Raw genomic sequence first — 23,490 nt, 5'->3', positions numbered from 1 at the left:
GAGAGCTTGGCTAATTAATAATTTTTAACAAATAGCTTTAGATTTTGCTTGATTATGTGTTAATTTGCCGCTTCGAATTCCATTTATTTAACGGAACAAAGTTATGAAGATTGTAATTGCCGGCGCAGGGGCAGTAGGAATACACTTGGCGAAAATGCTGAGTAATGAAGATCATGATATTATCTTATTGGATAGTGATGAAGAGAAATTAAAGGAGATTGATTCCCATTTGGATTTATTAACCATTGTAGGGTCAAGTTCATCACTAAATGATCTTAAAGAAGCTCGGGTCAAAAAAGCAGATCTTTTTATTGCAGTAACTCAATCAGAGGAGACCAATATAACGTCATCTATTCTGGCTAAAAAGTTGGGTGCCATTCGAACAATTGCCCGTATTGATAATCAAGAATATTTGATTCCTGAAAATAAAGAATACCTTAAAAGTTTGGGAATTGATGAATTGATTTATCCGGAGCGGTTGGCCTCAAAAGAGGTAATTAGTTATTTATCCAGATCGGGAACACGACAATTGTATGAGTTCTCAGGAGGTAAACTTCTTTTGTATGGAATAAAAATAAGCAGCAAGTCGGTATTTATGGATAAAACCATGGCTGAAGTTGCTGAAATGACTGCTGATTTGGATTTTAGAGCTGTTGCCATAAAACGTGAAGATGCAACGATCATCCCAAGAGGGCACAATCGATTTTCCCGTGGCGATTTAGTTTTTGTGGTAAGCAAACCCGATGCAATGGAACGGGTGATGAGTCTTGCCGGAAAAGAGAAATATGAAATTAAAAATGCGATGATTTTGGGAGGAAGTCGTATTGGTCAAAAAACAGCAATGGAGCTGGGCAAGAAGATGAATCTTAAATTGATAGAAATTGATAAAGATAAAAGCTTAAAACTTGCTGATTTACTTCAGGATACCTTGGTTATTAACGGAGACGGCCGTGATAAAGAATTACTGAAAGAAGAGGGGATTCACAAAATGGATGCCTTCGTTGCTGTTACAGGAAATTCGGAAACGAATATTTTAGCTTGTTTGTTGGCTAAAAAAATGGGGGTGAAGAGAACCATTGCGGAGGTAGAAAATATTGATTATATCGATTTGGCTGATAATATTGGTGTTGGTACCATGATTAATAAAAAATTATTGGCTGCCAGTTATATCTATCGATTTACAATGGATGCTGATGTTCAACATTGTAAATGGCTGACTGTTTCGGAGGCAGAGGTTATTGAATTGGTGGCTAAGCCCGATTCCAGAATTACCAGAGGCATATTAAAGGATATGGATTTTCCGGAAGATGCCAATATTGGTGGAATTATAAGGGAAGATGAAGGTATTATTGCAACAGGCGAAACTCAAATTCAGGCGAATGATAAGGTTGTTGTGTTTACTCTTCCGTCTGCAATTAAAAAAGTTGAGAAGTTCTTCAAATAATAGTACTAAGAGCCGAATTAAGTAAATGCAGGCTCTTTTTTATCTTTTTACAGAACGAATTTTAAACAATATTTTTCCTTTTTGGAAATCGTAAAATAAGCTGGTTCGAAATGCTCAACTGGAAATTTGTTTTTTATGTGATGTCGGTTTTAATGATCGTGGAAAGCTTTTTCCTGATTATTAGTTCCGCAGTAGCCCTTTTATATGGAGAGGGTGATTTTATATACTTTGTACAATCTGCAGGTATTTGCTTTATATTTGGGGGAATTGTATATCTGTATACCCGAGGGGGCAGCAGAGAGATTGGCAAACGGGAAGCATTTTTGGTTGTAAGCTTGGTTTGGGTAGTATTCTCTGTTTTTGGTGCATTTCCTTTTCTTTTGGGTGGCTATATTCCAAATTTCACCGATGCGTTTTTTGAAACCATATCAGGTTTTACTACTACCGGAGCTTCAATTGTGAATGATATAGAAGCCTTACCTCATGGCATCTTATTTTGGAGGTCTTTAACTCATTTATTGGGAGGAATGGGGATTTTGGTGTTGACTGTTGCTGTTTTACCCGTTTTTGGAATTGGAGGAATGGCTATGTTTAATGCCGAGGCAGCAGGTATTACTACTGATAAATTACACCCGCGTATTAAAGAAACAGCGCAACGTCTTTGGGGTATATACATGCTTTTGGTTGCAGTCGAAACCTTATTTTTAGTATTTGGAAAAATGGATTTGTTTGATGCTGTTTGTCATTCATTCGGAACATTAGCTTCAGGTGGGTTTTCTACTAAAAATTCGAGTATTGCTAATTACTCTCCTTTCATCCAGTATGTGATTATTGTTTTTATGTTTTTAGCCGGAGTAAATTTTACTCTTCATTACTTTGCAATAAAAGGAAGGTTGAAAAAGGTCTGGAAAAATGAGGAATTTAGAGTATATGCCGGTTTAATTATATTGGTGACAAGTATAATTACCTTGACCTTGGTCTATTTGGATCACGGGCCTTTCGAGAAATCATTTCGTGATGCTTTATTTCAAGTTACTTCTATAATTACAAGTACCGGTTTTGTAAGTGCTGATTACACACAATGGCATCCGTATTTGGTGTTTCTTATTTTTGGCTTGATGTTTACGGGCGCTTGTGTTGGTTCTACATCGGGAGGAGTTAAAATTCTTCGTCATTTACTTCTCTTCAAAAACAGTATACTGGAATTTAAGCGAATGATTCATCCTTCGGCAGTATTACCGGTTCGTTATAATAAAGAGATGGTAGGACAGGATGTGATTTCTAAAATTCTGGCTTTTGTTATTTTGTACATTATGGTTTTTTTTATTGGTTGTTTTGCAATGACACTAATTGGTTTGGATCTAATTTCGGCTATGGGGGCAGTCGCAACAACTATGGGGGGAATTGGTCCTGGATTGGGAGTTGTTGGACCCATGAATAATTTTGCTTCAGTGCCGGAAGCCGGTAAATGGATACTTTCATTTTTAATGATATTAGGTAGATTAGAGTTGTTCACCTTTTTAATTATTTTTATTCCTTCTTTTTGGAAGAATCAATAGATATTATTAAAAAAAACCTTAGAATTATATCTTTGGTTAAATATTAAGGTAATCAAAGTGGTAAAGCACAAAATAATTCTAAATATTCTTGGTAAACTCCTGATTGGGGAAAGCCTCTTCTTGTTTCTGTCACTGTTGGTTTCGCTGTTGTATCAAGAATCTGATAGTATGGCTTTCGTGAAGTCTGGTCTGATTACTTTTACTGTTGGCGGCATGAGTTATAAGCTTTCAAAAGGTGTTGGAAAAGACCTTGGGAAACGGGAAGGCTATATTATCGTAAGCATTGTTTGGGTGGTTTTTTCAATATTTGGATGTCTGCCATATCTTTTTAGCGGAGCTATTCCATCGGTTACTGATGCTTTTTTTGAAACAATGTCTGGTTTCACAACTACTGGTTCTTCTATACTTAATAATATTGAAGAATTGCCTCACGGAATTCTTTTTTGGCGGTCACTTACTCAATGGATGGGTGGAATGGGGATCATTGTGATGTTTCTTGCAATACTTCCAACCTTAGGCATTGGAGGACGAGAATTGTTTATTGCTGAAGTTCCCGGTCCGGCACCCGATAAATTAACTCCCAGAATTAAAGAGACTGCTCGTAATTTATGGGGATTATACATTCTGTTTACCTTCGCTGAAACGATTCTGCTTTTTATTGGAGGAATGAATTTTTTTGATGCAATTAACCACTCGTTAACAACTATGGCAACAGGAGGTTATTCAACCAAACAAGCCAGTGCGGGTTTCTTTACATCCCCATATCTGCAATATGTTATTATCTTTTTCATGTTTGTGGCCGGAACCAACTTTACTCTTGCTTATGCGATGGTAACGGGAAAAGCTTCAAAGATGTTTAAAGATGAGGAGTTTCGTTTTTACGCATTGGTAGTTCTGTTGTTTACTGGTATTATTACACTTGTTTTGGTTGTAGGAGATGATTTTGGGCTCGAGCGGGCATTTCGCGACAGCTTGTTTACGGTAGTTTCAATTATAACCACAACAGGTTATGCAACTGCCGATTATCTGCTTTGGACACCATTTTTAGGAATGTTGGTTTTTGTATTGTTCTTTGTTGGAGGGTCAGCCGGATCAACAGGAGGAGGTGTAAAAGTAGTGCGGATTTTATTGCTTTTTAAAAACAGTTTTTACGAACTAAAACGTTTGGTGCATCCAAATGCAGTAATTCCAATTCGTTACAACGGACATGTCGTAGATCAAAAAACAGTTACCAACATTCTGGCATTTTTTGTTTTTTATATTATCATTTTCATGATATCCTCCATATTAATGTCTTTATGGACTCCTGATATTTATTCAGCATTTAGTGCTGTGGCAACAACGCTTGGTAATATTGGTCCTGGATTTGGTGAGGTTGGGCCAATGGAAAATTTCTTTCACCTGCCTGCATTGGCAAAATGGTTTTTATCCTTTTTAATGTTGCTGGGTCGATTGGAATTATTTACAGTGCTAATATTATTTTCTCCTTCTTTTTGGAAACATTAAGCGTTCAAACAGCAGAATTATTTCGGTTATACAATTCTCAATTCTTAATATGTTATGTTTGTTGCGGGCTATTTTGGCAAGTGTGTCAATATGATTTTTGTGTTTAAAAATCATTTGTTCGTGTAAGAATTTAATGGTTTTAGCATGTTGTTTGTAATTATTTTTCATGTATTTTAATTAATATTGCATTCTGTTCATTTTGGATAACATTATAATTAAAATACATGAAAAAAATTACAGAGTACAATCATCTAATTGAGAAAGAGATGACAAAATACAAGCAGGATACGCGGAAAATTCTTGACGAATTGGAGAGTAAATTTAATAAGGGGAGTATTGTTGCAACTCATCATTTTAACAATGCAAGTCCGGAGTTGATAGGTTTGGTAAAGTCAGAGCTCGAAGAAGCAGGATTCAGACCCGAATTTATAGGTAATAAGCCTGACGGCCATATAGCTCTTCGCGTTAGTTTGCTGAGATCATCAGAGATTGCAGCTTCCAGATAATTACTAAAAACAATGCCGTCAATATTCAGTTGATGGCATTGCTTTTTAAGTTTGGTTTTATAGCATTAACTCACCAATTCCTGGTCGGATAATTTCAAAAGAATCAGTAGTACAGTCAACAATTGTAGAAGCAGTGTTTCTGCCGTAACCTCCATCAATAACAAGATCAACTTGTTTGCTGTATTTCTCGTGAATTAATTCAGGATCGGTGGTGTATTCAACAACTTCATCCGGATCATGAATTGAAGTGGTTAGTATTGGATTCCCTAATTCCTCAACAATACTTATCGGAATGTAATGATCAGGCACGCGAATACCAACAGTTTTCTTTTTACTCTTGAATAATTTAGGAACATTACTACTTGCCTGTAGGATAAATGTGAAGGCTCCGGGTAAATTTTTCTTCATCATTTTAAAGGTTGTATTGTCAACTTTGGCGTATTCCGAGAGGTTGCTCAAACTACTGCAGATTAAGGAAAAATTTGCTTGTTCAGCATTTATTCCTTTTAAATTAGCAATCTTCTGTATGGCCTTATTATTGTTTATGTCACAGCCAATAGCATAGATGGTATCAGTTGGGTAGATGATAATTCCGCCATCCTTTAAAATGTCAGCAATTTTCCTGAATTCCCTATGGTTGGGGTTGTCAGGATACAATTTTAAAAGCATTTGTAGTGGTTTTGGGTTATTATGGATGATAAAGATAAAAGATTCTTTGAAATAGCTAATGTACTGATGCCTATTTATTTTGTTGCTTGAAAAGGAAAGAGGTTGTAGTGCTGCAGGATTTGGATTTGATACAAACAAAAAAGGAGTACCGAAGCACTCCTTTTTTATAATATCATCTAATGTTTAACCATTTAGCTTGTTGTAATCAGCAAGGAACTGCTCCAAACCTTTATCGGTTAAAGGGTGATTTAGCAGACCTGTAATGGCACTAAGAGGACTGGTTGTAACATCAGCACCAGCTTCGATACATTGAACCATGTGCATGGTGTGACGAACTGATGCAGCCAGAACCTGAGTTTCGAAACCATAGTAGCTGTTCATATCCACAATTTGACGAATTAAGTCAATACCATCAGTACAAATATCATCTAAACGGCCAACAAAAGGAGATACATATGTTGCTCCCGCTTTAGCCGCCAACAATGCCTGACCTACTGAGAATATCAAGGTACAGTTAGTTCTGATATCCTGTGAGCTTAGGTATTTTACTGCTTTAATACCATTTTTGGTACAAGGAACTTTCACAACAATTTGTGGATGAAGAGCGGCTAATTCCAAGCCTTCAGAAATCATTCCTTCAAAATCGGTTGCAATAACCTCAGCACTTACATCACCATCTACAATTTCGCAAATATCAACATAGTGCTTTTTGATGTTTACTTCCCCTTTAATCCCCTCCTTAGCCATAAGAGATGGGTTAGTGGTAACGCCGTCAAGGATTCCTAAATCCTGCGCTTCTTTAATCTGATCAAGATTTGCTGTGTCGATAAAAAACTTCATTTTACGATTTTTAGTTTGTTATTTGTTCAAAACGAAAATACACTAATTTCTTTTACATACAAAGAATAGCATATGTTTTGAACTCAAGAAATAAAACATAGAGACGCGAAACTATTTTCGCATCATAGAGATTCGAAAAATATGAAGTTGGTGGGGTAAAAAAAAGAGCCGATGGAGGGATTCGAACCCACGACCTGCTGATTACAAATCAGCTGCTCTGACCAACTGAGCTACATCGGCGTTTTGTTATTTTTAGAAGGAAAAACGATCCTTCAGATAATCTTGTAAAGAACGAAAATAAGCCCGAAAGCTTTCTTTATTGTTTTTTTTTGAGCCGATGGAGGGATTTAAATCCATCCCGACTAGTCGGGACTGATTACAAATCGGTTGCTCTGACCAACTGAGCTACATCGGCGTTTTGTTATTTTTAGAAGGTAAAACGATCCTTCAGATAATCTTGTAAAGAACGAAAATAAGCCCGGAAGCTTTCTTTATAGTTTTAATTGAGCCATTGATGAGAATTGAACTCATGACCTCTTCCTTACCAAGGAAGCGCTCTACCCCTGAGCTACAACGGCAGTAACAAAATAAAAGGAGATAATCTTCCTTAAATTGAGCCGATGGAGGGATTCGAACCCACGACCTGCTGATTACAAATCAGCTGCTCTGACCAACTGAGCTACATCGGCGTTTTGTTATTTTTAGAAGGTAAAAATGATCCTTCAAATAATCTTGTAAAGAACGAAAGAAAGCCCGCAAGCTTTCTTTTAATTTTATTGGAGCCGATAGGGGGATTCGAACCCGCGACCTGCTGATTACAAATCAGCTGCTCTGACCAACTGAGCTATATCGGCATTTTTATACAAATAATAAAGTATAAAAAGTGGGTAAACAGCTACGTCGCACTGCTTCGACCACCTACCCTTGCTGCCTTCCGACCCTGGGGGGATTCAGTAGGAGCTAGTCGCATAGTGCTTACCCGACGACAAAAGTAGAAAAATCCTGATTCCCCGCAAACAAATTATGCAACTTCTTATCTAAATTTTAGGTGGTGAATAGCCAATGGTTTTATTCTCAGAGAAATAATTTTTTTTTAAAATGATGTTTTTTTTCAGGAAGTATTCATTTCGGATATAAACAATGAGCAATTGAAATTAGAATTAAGCTTTTTTGATTACGGCTTTCTAGTAAAAACGGATATCTTTGTGCTCGAAAAACAAATTTATCTTTCATGCAGATTTTTAAAAATTCATTACTTAGACACACTTTTCTTTTTGGAGCATTGGTTGGAGGAGCGCTGATTTTAGCAGCCTTTGTGGTTTACCTAAAAGATTTATCGGTTAATTTCGATCCGAATCTTCGGTCCATAAATCTATTTTTAATAGTTAGCGGGATCTTTTTTGGCGTGAAAAAGTATCGCGATGATGAATTGGGTGGTGCAATCAGCTATGGAAAGGCATTAGCAACTGGAGTCCTTATTATAGGATTTGCCTCGATGTTTTATTCTATTTTTATTTATGTTTTAACAAGTTTTTTTGATACGGCTATTATTAAAGAAGCCATAATTTTTCTGGAAAAAGGCCTGCATGAAATGGGATATCAGCAAAAAGATATCGATTTGCTGATGGGAATATATAAGAATATCACACCTGGATTATTTGCTTTTGGACAGTGGTTCAGTAAAGCATTGTCAGGACTGTTTTTTTCTCTTATTTTGGCTTTTTTCTTTCGTCAGAACAGAAATTTGTTTAATAGGAACTCTATTGATAAATTTAGCGAATTGAATAATCAGTAAAATTTAAATATGGATATCTCTGTTGTAGTTCCTTTGTACAATGAGGAAGAATCGCTTCCTGAATTACTGGCCTGGATTGATCGGGTGATGCAGGCAAATAGTTTTAGCTATGAGGTTGTTTTAGTTGATGATGGAAGTAATGATACCTCTTGGACTGTGATAGAGGATTTACAAACTAAGTATAGTTCTGTTCGCGGAATCAAATTCCGACGAAATTACGGGAAATCAGCAGCTCTTTTCAGCGGATTCGAAATTGTTGAAGGAGATGTTGTTATTACTATGGATGCAGATCTTCAGGATTCGCCGGATGAAATTCCGGAACTGTACCGTATGATAACAGAAGATGGTTTCGATTTGGTTTCGGGATGGAAGCAGAAGCGTTACGATCCAATTTCCAAGACAATTCCAAGTAAATTTTTTAATAGAACAGCAAGAGCCATGTCTGGTATTAAGCTGCACGATTTTAATTGTGGATTAAAGGCTTATAAGAATAAGGTGGTGAAGAGTGTAGAGGTGTACGGCGAAATGCACAGATACATTCCAATATTGGCCAAAGAAGCTGGTTTTGTTAAAATCACAGAAAAAGTGGTTCAGCATCAGGAAAGAAAATATGGTGTAACAAAGTTTGGTTTGAGCCGTTTTATAAATGGTTTTCTCGATTTACTTTCCATTTCATTTATCAGCAAGTTTGGTAAAAAACCAATGCACTTTTTCGGATTACTGGGAACATTTATGTTTTTGGTTGGTTTTTTTGCTTCTGCATGGATTGGATTTCAGAAATTGTATAGCATGAGTTTGGGTGAAATAGCCCCCCGCATAACCAATAGTCCGTACTTTTTTATTGCATTAACAACAATGATTATTGGAACTCAGTTGTTCCTTACCGGATTTATAGCTGAATTGGTAAGCCGCAGCTCATCAGAGCGAAATACCTATCAAATTGAAAAAGAAATTTAGGTTGAATTATAAATTATGCGTGAGGAGTTCTGGATTACCCCTCACTCATATTTGTAGTTTTGAAAATCTTACGAAATCCCAATGATAAAACGAATAATAAGAATTTTATTACAAATATTTCCCCGTCCGGTTTTGATTCGAATGAGTCTGATAATAAATCGTATACTTGCCGTATTTCTTATCGGAAATAAAGTGGAATGCCCGGTATGTGGCGGGCATTTCCGTAAATTTCTTCCTTACGGATACACCAAAGCCTCAGGGCGAGATAATGTTTTGTGTCCCAAATGCCTTTCTTTGGAACGCCACAGGTTGATGTGGTTGTATCTGAACGAAAAGACCAATTTCTTTACACAAGAACTTAAAGTTTTACACATTGCTCCAGAACAATGCTTTTACAAGCGGTTTAGAAAGTTGCCTAATTTGGATTATACCACAGCAGATTTGGAATCTCCCATTGCCGATGTGCATTTCGATGTGCAGGAAATCCCCTTTTCCGAAGCATCATACGATGTGGTGATCTGCAATCATGTGCTGGAACATGTTACCGATGACAAGAAGGCAATGAGTGAAATTTACCGGGTGTTAAAACCAGAGGGATTTGCCATTTTACAGGTTCCCATGGATACCAAAAATCCGGTAACGATGGAAGATCCAAATGTTACGGATCCGAAGGAAAGAGAGAGACTGTACCGTCAAAAAGATCATGTTCGTTTGTATGGTTTGGATTATGCCGATAAGTTGTCAAAAGTGGGGTTTTCTGTTTTCCAATCTCAATATGCAAAAGAAATTTCTTCCGATTTGGCCGAAAAGTATCGCTTGCCAATGAATGAAATTTTCTATTTCAATCAAAAACGATAAGATGTCCGAAGAAATTAAATTTTCGATTATTATTCCGGTGTACAATCGTCCGGATGAAATGAAAGAACTGCTTGATAGTTTATCCGGGCAGACTTTTAAAGATTTTGAATTGGTAGTGGTTGAGGATGGTTCATCGATAAAAAGTGAAGAGCTTTGCGACAGCTATCGAGATCGGATAAATATATCGTATTTCTACAAACAAAACGAAGGTCCCAGCATTGGTCGTAACTATGGATTGGCCAGAGCGAAAGGGAATTATTTTCTGTTTTTCGATTCGGATTGTATTCTTCCAGCTCACTATATGGAAACCATACATCGGGAATTAACCGATAATTTTGTGGATTGTTATGGCGGTCCCGATGGTGCTATGGACGATTTCTCGGATTTTCAGAAAGCAGTTTCTTATGCCATGACTTCCTTTTTTACAACCGGAGGTATTCGAGGGGGAAAGCAACAGGTTCACAAATTTCACCCACGTAGTTTTAATTTGGGCTTTTCGAAAGCTGTTTATGAAAATACGGGCGGATTTCCGGTAACTACTATGCATCCGGGCGAAGATATGGTTTTTGCCATTGAGGTAATTAAGCGTGGTTTCGAGACTCGGTTGGTTCACGATGCTTACGTATTTCACAAACGAAGAATCTCCTTTAAAAAATTCTATAAACAGGTTTTTGGTTTTGGCAAAACCCGCTACATTATCTCAAAACATTACCCGGAAACTTTCAAGATCTTCTTTCTGTTCCCATCATTGTTCGCAATAGGAACAATTGGAGCTATAGTATTAGGGATTGCTGTTCACCGAATTTTTGCTTTTCCGGTTCTTTTGTACGCTTTTCTGGTTTTTGCTGATGCACTCACAAAGAGCAAATCGTTTGCCATTGCAATAAAAGCGCTTGCTGCAAGTTTTGTGCAGTTGTTCGCTTATGGTATCGGATTTATGGATGCCATTTGGAAGCATAAAGTTCTGGGTCAAGATGAATTTGGGGTGTTTGGAAAAGGGTTTTACGAATAGGAACTTGAACAAGAGTAGTATTCTATTTTTCATAGTCTGATTAATTCACTTTCACTGGCAGATTTCTTCTTGAGGCCTCCTCTAAAATGATTGAAATTGTATTTGATTGAAATCCGCACCCACGTGTTATCATGATCAGGAATTGATCCGGCTGTAATGTTACCGTATCTGTCTTCCCACGCATTGTCTGATGAGTTTAAAATGTCATTTCAGTATTGATATGAATTTGTTGCTTCTATTTTATGACATTCAGTAGCTTATGTCTGTATTAAGTGCTGAGATAAAAATTGAGACAGTACATTTTAATTATCTCTTCTGTATTTAATTTGAGTAGCAGGGCTTACTGTTGTGTCTGATATCACTAAGGTTGAACTATCTGAAAGCTTATAAGCTAAGGATATCGTATCGGCTTCTGTTGTATCTGGGTACAAATAAAGTACGAATGTACTATCTGTTCTTTCAAATGAAGTGTTATTTTTTATATTGATATTGACACTTGGTGCATATAGAATGATTCCATTATTGGGCAATTCAAGTTCTTCATCAATAGAGTTAGATAAAAAGGTCAAATCTTGTCCCTCAAATATATTTTCCCAATCAGAATCTCCCGTCTTGCTCTCAACTTCAGTCCAATTCATCACATAGTCATAAGTTTCCCAATCGATAGTTATTTCGGGAGTGTTGTCATCATCTTTTAGGCATCCAGAAAGGAATAAAAGCGATAGAATAATTGTCAAATAAGTTTTCATTTTTTTTGAATTTAGAATTTGTCTTATTTTTTTAAGACGTCATTTTATTGAATTGGTTGCGTGTTTATAAGTAACGTATAAAGAGAAAATTTGTAATAGAAATCGACTTGCAGATTTTTTTATCTACAAAATGGTTTTGGGCTTGATCAAACTTCTCGCCAGAAACTTGACTTTTTGTAAATTGTTTATTCTTGTATATAAAAAAAATGCCGGGAATAAATCCACTTTCCCAAAAAGCGTTCCCGGCAATATGTAAAATTAATAAATTAAATCTGCTTAAAATTCATTCGATATTTGGCCACCCGCTGGAGGGGTTGAAACCCCATTATTTAACTGAGCTTGCAAGGATAGTCTTTCTGATGCTGTCATAACGGTATTGTCAGATTTATATACAACAGCATCTAATTCACGGTACACATCAGACCGGGCTATATAGGGTAAGTATAAGGTATTAACCCAACGTCTGTCTAAGTCAGACGGTATACTTCCTTGAGTAATATAACTACCATCTTTTTTTGTGTACATTGGTTCACTTGTACTTACAACTGCACTCTGAGAGTCTGTTTTTGAAGGATAACCCATAATTGAATTAAAGTCATAACTACCAATCATATAATAATTGCTTGTTCTTTTAGTAAATTGGGCTTCTCCCGATGAGGTCAAATTAGACCAATCAATAGTCACATAATTGTCCCTGTCTTTACGACATTGTTCGTGTAACATACCGCATGCATGTAATATTTCATGTTCAATAACGCGACTACTCCAATAAGAAAAAGCAAAATCAGCAAGACTAATTTGTTGTCTTCCACCAATTCTACCAACATAAGAGCTACTCGTATCTTCATCTCCTATGGCTGTGAAGTCAACATATGGATAAGCAAAACCATATGTAGGGTCAACCGTTGGTTGCCCGGTTGCGTTGTAAAATCTAATATTAGTTCTCGATTCAATGTCTAAAAGAGCTACTTTAATATAATATTTCTGGGTAGAGGTTAAATTAGCATTGTATGTAAAACGTACCATAGCCCAAAGATTATATGCCGTAGGATATATACCTAGAGCTTTTGTCTGTTCTCCATTTTCAGAAGATAAACTTACTGGTAAGTTTGTAACAGGATTTAATGAAGTTATTGGTGCCGGATTTTCTATTGCTTCAATAAATATTGTTCCACTGTCATTCAATGCTTTTAATTGAGTGGGAGATAATAAAATATCACCTTCCCAAAGATAATTATCTCCTTGTTTTTCTACGACAACTCCTGATTCAAGGGTTATTAGTTCCGGGGAATAAGTTACTTTACTTGTTGTTTCATCTATTTCTTCCTGAGAACAGGAAAATAATACTAAGCACAAGCTTACTATTAAAGCTGAATTTAAAATGTTTTTTTTCATAATATGAATTTATTAATTGGGAAAGGGATTGTTGTTATTCGTCAGTTTGAATCTTTATTTTTGATAGTATTTCTATAAGTTTAAAATTTTCTGTAGGTATATCCAGTTGTGGATCTCCTTGGGTTATTATGACTTTGAGTCGATATCTATATCCTTTTTCATACTCAAATCCTTCAATATGATGTAATGCCAGATAATATTTTTCATTGGTATTTTCGTCGGTTGCTTCCATGCACTCTACCAAATCAGGTGAGTCAGGGATGGTACCATTTAATATTGTTTCAGGCTCAACATTAATTATTGTCGTTTTTTCGTTTGAATTATTATTGTTATTACATCCTATTGTGGCGAGAATTGCAATAAAGGCGAGGACAAGGCACAATTGTGACAGCATTCGTTTAGTATTTAAATCTCTATTCTTGTTTTTCATTTTAATACTCTTTAGTTATGTAAGGTTAAAATCTGTATAGTAGTACTCTTATTTTCAGATAGATTTGACTACGCTTGTCACTTTCTGAAGCGGTTTTATTGTCTTATTGTTAATCTGTAGTGGCTTCTTTTCATATTTATTTTTTACTAAAAGGTAGATTGTCATATTATATTGGGTTAATTTCTCTGTTTAGTTAGATGCTTTTTTATTATGCATATATCCTCACCATTTTTCCATATATAACAACATAATATTATTGTCACTTTTAAGTTGTGCCAGTTCATTTTGATTTAGAGTCTTAAATACTTTGCTTTTTTTGATGAAATAGTCGTTGTAAACTTCTTTTAAAAATAAAACCTAAATTCAACAAATACGATTAACTTGCTAGTTGCTTGTGATTAGAAATCTAAGCAAACTGGAAGCTGTTTTCTAATCAAAAACAGATGAAATGATTAGTTAAAACAAAATATATATCGAACAAAATAGTGAAGAGAGATAGGAGTCTATTAAAAAATAATAAATAGCAAGTGCTGGTTCTTTTCTAATCATTTGATTAGAATTCTATTGCAATTTGATTAGGAAAAGGGTCTGTTTTGATTAGAAAAAAAATGTATTTTTTGAATTAAAAATTCAATTTAGAATTGTTCTAATGATGAAATAATTATTTCGTTATGAAACGTCCATGCCAAAACATTTTTTGACACTCAGGGAGATGATTATTCCCGGCGTGGTAAGTTCTCCCGAAACAAGTTCGGGACAGGCTATATGGCAAAAGTTTAAAATTATAATCATATGAAAAGTAGTAGGCCTTTGTTCTGCGAAAAGTCCATGTGTAAAGCCTTTCACATACAAGGCAGTGATTATTATTTCGCAGTTAGTGTGGTTGTGGCAACAATTGGAGCATTCGTTTTAGGGATAGCTGTTCACCGGATTTTTTCTTTTCCAGTTTTTTTATACGCTATTCTTGTGTTTGCTGATGCACTTACAAAGAGCAAATTGTTTGCCATTGCAATAAAAGCGCTTGCAGCAAGTTTTGTGTAGCTCTTCGATTATGGCATCGGATTTATGGATGCCGTTTGGAAACACAAAGTACTGGGGAAATATGAATTTGGTGTGTTTGGTAAGGGGTTTTATGAGTAGGGAGAAGAACGCTTTCTACGAACTAACTTATATTTGTATTCAATTTAAGGCAAGGTAGAGGTATCAGGCTTTACCCCGGTATTGTAGTTTGTTCCACCATATTGGATAAACTCCTTGGGGGATACAAAAAACTCGAATTTTGTATGAGGAAGCTTAAAAGAAAGATAATCACCATAGTATTTTAGGTGTTCGCCTGTCGGTTTATGACCAACTATTTTGCCAAGTTTCTTTTCTTTTACGACACCTGCAAATGTTGCTGCGGCACTATTTGTTCTCTCATTTATCGTAACGAATACATCCCCCTCGAATAATGATTTTTTAGGATTAGGAATATGTAGTAAAGCACTATCATTAAAGCTGTAAATTACATCTTCATTTAACTGATTTATAATAGAATACAAATGCTGATTTTTAGTCTTGTATAAAGTTTTTATTTCATCACTTACACGAATACCAATAGATGCATATTGACGATATGGTTTATTGGTTAGATAATTTAGCAGGCTGTCAACGGCACGACTTCTTCCTCCTGGGTTATTCTTTACATCTATAATTAATGCAGAACATTCTTTTTGTTTTATAGAGTCAAAAGAGTTGGAAAGGAAAGTATAGAAATTATCATCTCCCAAAAAGGATTTTATGGATAGATATGCCACTTTTCTATTCGCGGAAAACTCCAATTTGTATTGATTTTGTTGTGGATTAGGATACTGGTTTTTAAGCGAGAAATATTGTTCGTTGGTAAGCGCTTTTGCAGTAAGAATTGAGTCGGAAGAAACTGTTTGTATAAGATATTTTTCTGATTCACCATAAAGTATCCAAAAACCCATATTAAAGAACATTTCTACTGCGTGATCTCCACATTCCCTATTCTTAACACCCACTATACTTCGTAAATCGGAGAGTATTTTTTGAGAATCAATTGCGTTTATCGATACTATCTCAACATCGCTTAGCTGTATGTTTGGGTCTTTACTAAAATACTGATTGAAAAATAATTTATTGTTTTTAACCAGAATCGTAAATGGCATACAAAGGCCTCCGTTAAACATATATTTTTGCCTCTCTTCAATAGGGAAATTAAATCCTGTATGTGTGTCTTCAATTCCCGACAAAAGTTTTGCCATTAACACAAAACTATCAGTAATGGATATGCTGTCTGGCAGAGTGTTTAGAATGCTGTCGTAGGTATTGCTCCACGATTTTGAGAAGTTTTCGTCTAAGAATTTAGGATGAATACTTGTACATTTTTCTTTTAAAAATTGAAGGTCATTTATGATCTCGACATTTGAAAAGTAGTATGGAGTGTATTTCTGACTACATGCATTGTAGGTAATCAGAAATACAAATGAAAGAAGAATAAAGTTTTTCATGGAAGGTTGCTTGGTTAATTTAGGAATAGTGCCTGCTTAAACAATTACCATTTAAGCAGGTGCACTTAAGGGGTATCACAATAAAATGTTTTTAAATCGCCTTTGTTTTTTTTGTTATGATTTCATAATAAATTTCCAAAAATTCTTTTAAATTATTTTTTGCGACAAGACATAAGTTAATAGGGTTTCCATCAAATTTTTTCTTTAGGGCGAGGTGTGGACAACCTCCACCACAAACAGGAAGGAAAAAACATTCCTGGCATTCTGGTTTGTCAAACACATCAGCACCAGTTAAATACCTGGTTAGTTTTGTTGGGTTTATGGCGTTGTTATTTGAAATATTTCCAACAACTTCCTTTTTATTACCAACATCCGTCCAACATTTGTAAATATCTCCTCTTGCATCAATCAAATATCCATAAAGCTGACGAGCCATACATTCACCGCTAACCTTTATGGGAAAGAAATTAGAGTTTTTGATTCCGTATTTAGAGAATTGCTCAATATTGAAGTTGGCTTGTTCTTGATTATCCATAAGTATATCATCAACAGAAGAACAGGATCCATACGATTTCTTTACAATACCAGCGTATATAGATACTTCGAGACCGGTAAAGTCAGTTCTGATTTTTTTGTAAATTTCATGATAATGAACTTCGTTGGTATGATCCACATTTACCCTGACAGTTAATGCAACCTTTTGAGCTTTTATTAATGGTTTAAGTCGAAGTATATTTGTATATATAACATCAAAAGAATCTGTTTCTTTTATATGAGGTCTTCTTTTATTATGAATATTTTCAGGGCCATCTATAGTTACATGTACATGTCTTATCTTTAACTCATGTAATTTATCAACAACTTTTTGAGTTAATAAATAGCCATTTGTTATTATTGACGAGTAGTAATTTATTTCCAGTAATTTTATTTTTTTTGTTAATGATTCAATTCTATCGAAACTTAATAAAGGTTCCCCTCCAAACCATGTAATTGAGAGTCTTTTTACTTCAGTATGCCTTTTAATAAAAGATATAATGTCATTTTCGATTTGGTCGGTCATATAAACTTTGGGGCGAGCATCCTCAAAACAATAACTGCATGCAAAATTACAATGTAAAGTTGGAGCTATTGTTAGTGTCATTAAGCTTTTGTCGAACCTTTTAATATGCCTGCTAAGTTTGATTTTTAAATATTCATCGTAATCATTATTTACAATTATTTTAGCCTGTTGCAACTTTTCTATTTCCTCTTGGGAAAAATCGTTATTGATCGTTTTTGTGTCATTTTTAAGTTTTTCAAATTTATTGAATGTTGATTCATCAATTTCGGCAAAGCTATTTGTAAGCGTATTATAAATTAAATATCCGTATTGCCGGGACTTAAAAAGAAAATTATATTTAGACCAATTCATTTTTATAAGTTAAGATGGAAAGAAGATCGATAGAAATCGATCTTCAATTTGAGTAATAAAATTTTAGCATAAATTACTTAGGCAACTGCAAGTTCCTCCACCATGTTCTGATGGTAAACATACGGCATCACAATCAGGAACATCTTTATCAAGTATTCCTCCTTTTAAATTTGAAAGTTCAGTGTCGCTTAGGTTAAACATCTGAGGAAACATTCTTTTGTCTTGATGTTGATCAACCTTTGGATCTTCTAAGAAATTAATTTTCTTCATTTCTGTTAATTATTAAATAACACCTACTCTATAACCTTTTCGGTAACCGGTATATTTTTAGTTACGACCTTTCCAGTAATCCTAATTTTTCCAATAGTTGAGGCTGCTCTTTTAATGCAATTCTAGCAATTTTCTTGTAGTCGATTACCCAAATAGCAAGTTCGTCTAATTTAGCGTCGCGCAACTGTGTTGCCTGTTGAGCTTCTCCTGTTTCGCTTTTGTGTATTTCGGCAGAATTTTGAGTGTCAGTAATTGCTTGTTTTACGGCTTGTATTTTCTCCACTCCTTGTCCGTAAACTTCCATGGTGGCAGTGTAGTTTGGGCTTGCAATTAAATTGTTGCAAAATTGTAAAGCTTGTGTCAGCCAACCGCTAAAGCTTTTTTTACGAGGATGATTCAGACCCAGGCTTTGTTGAGCACTCACATCATTTTTTAATGCAATTTTGGCAATTGTTAGCAAATCCATATAAGCGTCATGGGCTTTTTTTCGATTAGTCTGAAAATCATTTTGAGCCTGGTACTGATCGCCATACTCTTTCTGTTGAGTGTTGTTCAGATCCTCAACAGTATTTAGTAAGGTTTGTGCTTCGGTAAGTTTTGGTTCATCGTAACCGAACAATGCGACAGTAGATTTAATAATAGAACTGTTAATGCTGTTGTTGATTAGTAGTTTGGTACTTACCAGAAATTGGGCAAGGCTTTCGTTTAAATTGTTCATTTTATGATTTTTTAAAGGTTAAATAGAAAATTACTGTGGTATCATCATATTGGGTGTGGAAAGGCCATTCTGTACTTAGGAGTAATCATTCCAGTTTTAGGAGTGACCATTCCGAGTTTAGGACTTATCATTCCCTTTTAGGGGTGACCAGATAGGCTTTAGGAGTCATCATTCCGCGCAGAATGGTCGTTCCTAAGAGCTTCTTCGTTGTTCCTAAATGCATTTTGTTCATTTCTGATGGGAGATTTGAATTTATAGTCGATTCAATTCACTTTCGCTTGCTGATTTTTTCTTGAGGCCTCCTTTAAAATTATTGAAATTGTATTTAATGGAAAATCTAATCCATGAGTTGTCTTGGTCAGGAATGGAACCCGCAACAATGTTTCCATATCGATCTTCCCATGAATTATCGGAAGTGTTGAAAATATCATTTGCCATTATTGCAATGTTTAACTTTTTACTGAAAAAAGAAGTATTTACACCAACAGACAACTTGGAAGAACTCTCAAAATGCGTCATTAAATCTTTACTGCTGCTATTATATAGGTAATTTGCAAAAATACTTGTTCTGGATGTAATTGAATAATCGTTATTGGTTTGAAAGTACCACGAGGAGTTTCGGATTTTTCGTAGTTCATCCATATATGGAATTTCTATAAATGGTTTTTTCCCTCCAAAGCTAAAAGTGCTGTTTAGGTTTTTTCCTGAATAATTATAATCGATGTTCAAATTAAGATATTCCGCCTGGCTAATGTTTACCGGAGTATATTTCACAATGTCTGGATTTGCATTATCGCTTACAGCACTTAGTATGCGTGCATTTTTTTCATAGGAGTAAGCAAAATTAACCGAGAGATTTTTGAACAAACCAAAACTAAGGTCAAGATTGTGACTGATTGTTGGTTTTATTTTTGGGTTTCCGGTACTATAAGATAGTGCATCAAAATAGGTAATGTCGGTACTTAATTCATTAAAACTTGGTCGGTCAATTTTTTTAGCGTAACTCAATGTTACATTTACATAGTCGGAAAATTCTTTGTTGATTAAGACAGAAGGAAACCAGTGCCCGTAAGTTGAATCGAGAACAGTTTTTTCGTTTGAAGATATTTTGGTGTCGGTATACTCATAACGAAATCCTGCTTCCAATTTGAAATTATTTAGTTTTGGTTCTAAGTTGAAATAAGCAGCACTTATACGGTCATCAATTTTATCATTAATTTGGTAGTTTTCTGTTGTGGTGATTTGATTCACTGAAGTAACTTTTCCATTGTTAGTAACTTTTGATGCTTTTACTCCTGTTTGCAGATTTATTGATTGGAGGAGACAAGTCTTAAAGTCTATCTTTCCACTATAGATAGTGTAATCATTTTGATTATCGATCAAGCTTTTTAAACTCAAATTATTTGTAATGTTCTTTTCCCCGATATCTTCGGTTGAATGATTTACATACCTTGTGTAATCACCTATAACGGACAAAGAAGATGTACTGTCAATATCATATTGGTAATTCAGATTATAAATGTGCAGGTCTTTAGCTACATCCCTGAGTTTTAAAATATTTCGATTGGTAACTCCATTATTTGTTTTGTTGATGGTTTGTTTCGAATCGGAGTCCTGTTTTTGATTGGTAGAAATATATGAATATTGGAAGCCGATGTTGTTTTTGGCAGTTATTTCTTGATTGAGAGAAAGAAACAGGTTGTGTGTTTTTGTTTTTGGAAATCGAACTGTAGAATTATTGTTAGCAATTGTATATTCACTTTGTGTGTTTATTTCGTATGCATCTTCGAAGTTTTTCGATTTAAAATACTTGTATGAGTAGTTAATTGATGCAGTTGTTTTGTTGATTTTATTGTTGAGTTGTACTCCGTTTAGGGTACTGTTTTTTCTTGCAAAATAATTCTGGTTGTAAATCTGAAGGTTTATTTTGTCATTTGTTATTTTCCTGGTTTTGATTCTCACAACTGCATTTCCCGAAGCACTGTATTCAGCTGAAGGATTCCTGTCAATCTCAATACTCATAATATCATCGGATTGCAAAGCTTCAATTTCGGCTTTGTTTTGAATTTCACGGTTGTTGATAAAAACAATGGGAGTTCCTTTCCCAGATACGGTAATGTTGTTGTTGTTATCTACTACTAAACCTGGTGATCTTTTCAGAGCATCAAAGAGATCACCAGCTTCACTCAATGCAGTGCCTTTTACATCAATAAGCAAGCGACCTTCAACTTGCCTAAAAGTTGGTCGCTTTGCAAAAACGGTGATTTCATTCAATTCTAAATTTTTCATTTGAATGGTTCCAATATCGATAGAATTGATTGCTGAAAAATCAATATTTTGAGTTACGGTTTGGTATCCAACGCAGGATATTTGAATAAGACATTGGTCAACTTTAAGATCTTCAAATTCAAAATAACCATCTACAAAAGCTCCCCCGATTATGATACTTGAATCCTGAGGGAGTAGAATTGCAACAGTAAAGTATTCAAGAGAAATAGCTTGATCATTGATAACCTTACCCCTCAGATTTGAGGAGTGGGAGGTAAGTGTTTGAAATGTAAATAGTAAGAAGAGTAGATACCGATGCATCGATTATTATATTAAGTAATTTAATTCAAGAAACTTTTCGAGATGATTTTTCGCGTATGTGCATAAATTGTATTTTCCATTATGAAGTAGGTTTTGAATTCGTTTATGGGAACAACCACCACTACATATTGGGAAAAAAGAGCAGTTTTTACATTCTGCATCTGTATATATACTTGGACCTAAAAGATATTTATCTGTAATTTCATTAAGATAGGTTCCATTGTCAAGTATATTTCCTATTCGATAATCAAATTTTCCAATGTCATTCCAGCATTTATACATATCTCCATTAGGAGTGATAACAAAGAAAAGAAGATTATTAGCTCCACAGCCACCTAATGTTAATCTTGGTTTAAAGCTTAAATTCTTAATGTTTTCTTTTTCAAAATTTCGAATGAAAAAATCAGCCTCTTTATCGTTGTCAATAAAAATATTATTACATGTGCCGTTGTCATTTCGGACAAATGCAGCGTATATAATTAATCTTTTTTCAAATTTAAATTTTTTGTTTAAAAAGTGATAAAGTTGGCTAAATTCATTTTCGTTTGATTCGTCAATATTACATCTGATAAATACTCTACATGTAGAATTTAATTTAAAGAAATTTTCAATGTTTGCAAGTATTTTATCAAATGTTCCGTTATTATTTTTTAGAATACGTTTTTTATTATGAGTTTCTGCTAAACCATCTATTGTTATTTGAATACTCTCTAAATTCCGAGTGTTAAAAAAAGACATTTTTTCATCTAATAGATAACCATTGGTTACAATGTTGTGTTCGATAGGTTTTTTTAGTTTCTCAAGTTCTAAGGTGAGTCTCTTTATAGAATCAAAATTTAAAAGTGGTTCCCCTCCATACCATGTTATTTTGATTTTATTAATGTTTGGAAATTTCTTCGCTAAATTTATTATTGATTTTTCAATTTCAGGAGAAAGATTTTGGGTGTTTAAAGCATCTTTTTCATAACAATAAGGACATTTAAAATTACAGTTAAGGGTAGTTAGGATTGTTAAATTTAGTATTTCATTTGAGAAGACGGAGGTGTAGTAATTGTGTTTTTTTTCATAAAAAAAAGAGTTCTCATCTTCTTGGGATAAAATAAATTTACCATTTCTTAGTAAATCTAAGGAGTCCGGATCCAACATTGAAAAATTTCCGTCTTTTGCTTGATTCAATGATATTTTAGTCTCGTCTTCATTTGTTGAAATCAGAGCATTTGTTCTTGAATTGTATAGATAGGTAATTTTCTCTTTTTCAAAAGAGAAATTGTATTTTGACCAGATCATAAGGAGTGTAAGTTTATAAATATTTGTGATTTGTAAGGCTACCAAGATTATGTTGTTTTTCTTGGTAGCCTTAATTGTTTAGGATAGTGATATTTCTTCTTCGCCCTTATTTTTTTTGCAGTTACAATGATTACATGTTTGGCATCCGCAACCACCACCTTTTATTTGATTCAAAGCTTCATTATCAAGAGTTTCAGGTTGGTTTAAAATTTTGAATTTCATAATATATTATATTTGTTATTTTATAATTATCCATTCCTTTCACAATTGCAAAATTCACCTCTTTCTAGTAGCTTTGTCCTTGCTTACAGGTAGCTATGGCTACTATAGCCACCTCCGGTAGAGGATGGATTTATATTCATGCGTAATCCGGGGCGGCTACTTTCCTAAATTATTTTTCCCTAAAAAGTAGATTGTCATATTACATTCTTTTCTATTACACATATATTCTCACCTCTTTTCCATCAATAATAACAATAATATAATTTCCTTCCTCTCCACCTTTCACGAGGGTCAATTCGTTTTGATTCAATACCTCAATTGCCTTATAGTTCTTTCGTGTTTTCATGATTTTTACTTTTTTAAGTGAAGTATTCATTTAAAACTCTTTCAAAATTGGAACATAAAACCTAAAAAAACGATTAGTTTTCTAACTACTTGCAATTAGAAAACTAATCAAACAATAGGTGGTTTTCTAATCAAAAAAAGTGAGATAATGATCATTAAATGAAACGTCCATGTAGAAAGCGTTCAACACACAGGGAAATGATTATAATGGTAAGTTCTCCCGAAACAAGTTCGGGACAGGCTATGTGACAATAAAAAAACAATTTAGACACATGAAAACAGACAGAGCGTAAATAGGGCGTGGGGAAAAGCAAGTTCAATATTTAGTCGGATCTGGCAGAACTAACTATCTTCCTAATCATTCAATGAAACTTTGGCTACGATTTGATTAGAAAAATCAGTGTGTTTGATTAGA

At 34.6% G+C, this 23,490-nt stretch carries 22 protein-coding genes, 4 tRNA genes and 1 other RNA gene; 9 read left to right on the top strand and 18 right to left on the bottom strand.

The genetic code is table 11. The features are described from left to right. Positions 1-103 precede the first annotated feature (103 nt). The 4 genes from trkA (at position 104) to BZG01_RS05445 (ending at position 5,015) form a co-directional block, all read left to right on the top strand. On the top strand, positions 104-1,444 hold the full coding sequence (gene trkA / locus BZG01_RS05465; RefSeq protein ID WP_101308818.1) for a Trk system potassium transporter TrkA: 1,341 nt from the start codon (positions 104-106) through the stop codon (positions 1,442-1,444). Positions 1,445-1,554: 110 nt separating this feature from the next. Next, entirely contained in the window at positions 1,555-3,003 is a 1,449-nt protein-coding gene (locus BZG01_RS05460; protein WP_101308817.1) for a TrkH family potassium uptake protein, read from the top strand. A gap of 168 nt (positions 3,004-3,171) precedes the next feature. After that, positions 3,172-4,509, top strand: coding sequence for a TrkH family potassium uptake protein (locus BZG01_RS05455; RefSeq protein ID WP_218973012.1), 1,338 nt, complete (start codon positions 3,172-3,174; stop codon positions 4,507-4,509). Positions 4,510-4,733: 224 nt separating this feature from the next. Further along, positions 4,734-5,015, top strand: coding sequence for a hypothetical protein (locus tag BZG01_RS05445; protein ID WP_101308814.1), 282 nt, complete (start codon positions 4,734-4,736; stop codon positions 5,013-5,015). A gap of 57 nt (positions 5,016-5,072) precedes the next feature. Here BZG01_RS05445 and BZG01_RS05440 read toward each other — a convergent pair whose 3' ends face one another. The 7 genes from BZG01_RS05440 to ffs form a co-directional block, all read right to left on the bottom strand. Continuing rightward, positions 5,073-5,684 carry an L-threonylcarbamoyladenylate synthase gene (locus tag BZG01_RS05440; RefSeq protein ID WP_101308813.1) on the bottom strand — a complete coding sequence of 204 codons (612 nt, stop codon included), beginning with the start codon at positions 5,682-5,684 and terminating at the stop codon, positions 5,073-5,075. 183 nt (positions 5,685-5,867) lie between these two features. After that, positions 5,868-6,524, bottom strand: a complete 657-nt coding sequence (gene fsa / locus BZG01_RS05435; protein ID WP_101308812.1) for a fructose-6-phosphate aldolase — start codon at positions 6,522-6,524, stop codon at positions 5,868-5,870. A 166-nt stretch (positions 6,525-6,690) separates the two neighbouring features. Then, positions 6,691-6,764, bottom strand: a tRNA-Thr gene (locus BZG01_RS05430). 266 nt (positions 6,765-7,030) lie between these two features. Then, a tRNA-Thr gene (locus BZG01_RS05420) sits at positions 7,031-7,102 on the bottom strand. 37 nt (positions 7,103-7,139) lie between these two features. Beyond that, positions 7,140-7,213 (bottom strand) — tRNA-Thr (locus tag BZG01_RS05415). An 88-nt stretch (positions 7,214-7,301) separates the two neighbouring features. Next, positions 7,302-7,378: transfer RNA gene (locus BZG01_RS05410), tRNA-Thr, on the bottom strand. 29 nt (positions 7,379-7,407) lie between these two features. Continuing rightward, positions 7,408-7,504, bottom strand: an RNA gene (gene ffs, locus BZG01_RS05405) — signal recognition particle sRNA small type. 251 nt (positions 7,505-7,755) lie between these two features. Between ffs and BZG01_RS05400 the strand changes: the two genes are divergently transcribed. From BZG01_RS05400 to BZG01_RS05385, 4 genes are all read left to right on the top strand, one after another. Continuing rightward, a complete protein-coding gene (locus BZG01_RS05400; protein WP_101308811.1) occupies positions 7,756-8,319 on the top strand; it encodes a DUF4199 domain-containing protein in 564 nt (187 codons plus the stop codon). A 9-nt stretch (positions 8,320-8,328) separates the two neighbouring features. Then, positions 8,329-9,276, top strand: coding sequence for a glycosyltransferase family 2 protein (locus BZG01_RS05395; RefSeq protein ID WP_101308810.1), 948 nt, complete (start codon positions 8,329-8,331; stop codon positions 9,274-9,276). Positions 9,277-9,357: 81 nt separating this feature from the next. Then, positions 9,358-10,134, top strand: a complete 777-nt coding sequence (locus BZG01_RS05390) for a class I SAM-dependent methyltransferase (protein WP_101308809.1) — start codon at positions 9,358-9,360, stop codon at positions 10,132-10,134. Position 10,135: 1 nt separating this feature from the next. Then, positions 10,136-11,146: a glycosyltransferase family 2 protein gene (locus BZG01_RS05385; RefSeq protein WP_218973011.1), complete on the top strand. Its 1,011-nt coding sequence runs from the start codon at positions 10,136-10,138 to the stop codon at positions 11,144-11,146. A gap of 302 nt (positions 11,147-11,448) precedes the next feature. Here the strand turns inward: BZG01_RS05385 and BZG01_RS05380 are convergent, their stop codons facing one another. From BZG01_RS05380 to BZG01_RS05370, 3 genes are all read right to left on the bottom strand, one after another. Continuing rightward, entirely contained in the window at positions 11,449-11,895 is a 447-nt protein-coding gene (locus tag BZG01_RS05380) for a hypothetical protein (protein ID WP_101308808.1), read from the bottom strand. A gap of 276 nt (positions 11,896-12,171) precedes the next feature. Then, on the bottom strand, positions 12,172-13,290 hold the full coding sequence (locus tag BZG01_RS05375) for a M12 family metallopeptidase (RefSeq protein ID WP_101308807.1): 1,119 nt from the start codon (positions 13,288-13,290) through the stop codon (positions 12,172-12,174). Positions 13,291-13,324: 34 nt separating this feature from the next. Further along, complete coding sequence (locus BZG01_RS05370; RefSeq protein ID WP_101263244.1) at positions 13,325-13,720, bottom strand: DUF4377 domain-containing protein; 396 nt, start codon at positions 13,718-13,720, stop codon at positions 13,325-13,327. Between the two features lie 792 nt (positions 13,721-14,512). Here BZG01_RS05370 and BZG01_RS05365 point away from each other — a divergent pair. Further along, positions 14,513-14,761, top strand: a complete 249-nt coding sequence (locus tag BZG01_RS05365) for a hypothetical protein (protein WP_143470841.1) — start codon at positions 14,513-14,515, stop codon at positions 14,759-14,761. A 143-nt stretch (positions 14,762-14,904) separates the two neighbouring features. On the opposite strand, the gene BZG01_RS05360 is transcribed toward BZG01_RS05365, so the two are convergent. The 8 genes from BZG01_RS05360 to BZG01_RS21965 all read right to left on the bottom strand — a co-directional run bounded on the left by BZG01_RS05360 (position 14,905) and on the right by BZG01_RS21965 (position 23,076). Then, positions 14,905-16,233, bottom strand: a complete 1,329-nt coding sequence (locus tag BZG01_RS05360; RefSeq protein ID WP_101308805.1) for a S41 family peptidase — start codon at positions 16,231-16,233, stop codon at positions 14,905-14,907. 91 nt (positions 16,234-16,324) lie between these two features. Beyond that, entirely contained in the window at positions 16,325-17,644 is a 1,320-nt protein-coding gene (locus BZG01_RS05355) for a radical SAM/SPASM domain-containing protein (protein ID WP_101308804.1), read from the bottom strand. A gap of 63 nt (positions 17,645-17,707) precedes the next feature. Then, positions 17,708-17,914 carry a hypothetical protein gene (locus tag BZG01_RS05350; RefSeq protein ID WP_101308803.1) on the bottom strand — a complete coding sequence of 69 codons (207 nt, stop codon included), beginning with the start codon at positions 17,912-17,914 and terminating at the stop codon, positions 17,708-17,710. A gap of 61 nt (positions 17,915-17,975) precedes the next feature. Further along, positions 17,976-18,632 carry a PQLLE family protein gene (locus BZG01_RS05345; RefSeq protein WP_101308802.1) on the bottom strand — a complete coding sequence of 219 codons (657 nt, stop codon included), beginning with the start codon at positions 18,630-18,632 and terminating at the stop codon, positions 17,976-17,978. A gap of 252 nt (positions 18,633-18,884) precedes the next feature. Next, positions 18,885-21,221 carry an outer membrane beta-barrel family protein gene (locus BZG01_RS05340; protein WP_101308801.1) on the bottom strand — a complete coding sequence of 779 codons (2,337 nt, stop codon included), beginning with the start codon at positions 21,219-21,221 and terminating at the stop codon, positions 18,885-18,887. A gap of 6 nt (positions 21,222-21,227) precedes the next feature. Then, positions 21,228-22,508 carry a radical SAM/SPASM domain-containing protein gene (locus BZG01_RS05335; RefSeq protein ID WP_101308800.1) on the bottom strand — a complete coding sequence of 427 codons (1,281 nt, stop codon included), beginning with the start codon at positions 22,506-22,508 and terminating at the stop codon, positions 21,228-21,230. A gap of 78 nt (positions 22,509-22,586) precedes the next feature. Further along, positions 22,587-22,730, bottom strand: a complete 144-nt coding sequence (locus BZG01_RS05330; RefSeq protein ID WP_101308799.1) for a ComC/BlpC family leader-containing pheromone/bacteriocin — start codon at positions 22,728-22,730, stop codon at positions 22,587-22,589. A gap of 214 nt (positions 22,731-22,944) precedes the next feature. After that, positions 22,945-23,076, bottom strand: coding sequence for a hypothetical protein (locus BZG01_RS21965; RefSeq protein ID WP_281256414.1), 132 nt, complete (start codon positions 23,074-23,076; stop codon positions 22,945-22,947). Positions 23,077-23,490: the final 414 nt, after the last annotated feature.

Source organism: Labilibaculum manganireducens, from assembly GCF_002843385.1.
Taxonomy (GTDB): domain Bacteria; phylum Bacteroidota; class Bacteroidia; order Bacteroidales; family Marinifilaceae; genus Labilibaculum; species Labilibaculum manganireducens.
The sequence above is the reverse complement of the archived record's forward strand: the minus strand, read 5'-3'. Positions and strand labels throughout refer to the sequence as shown.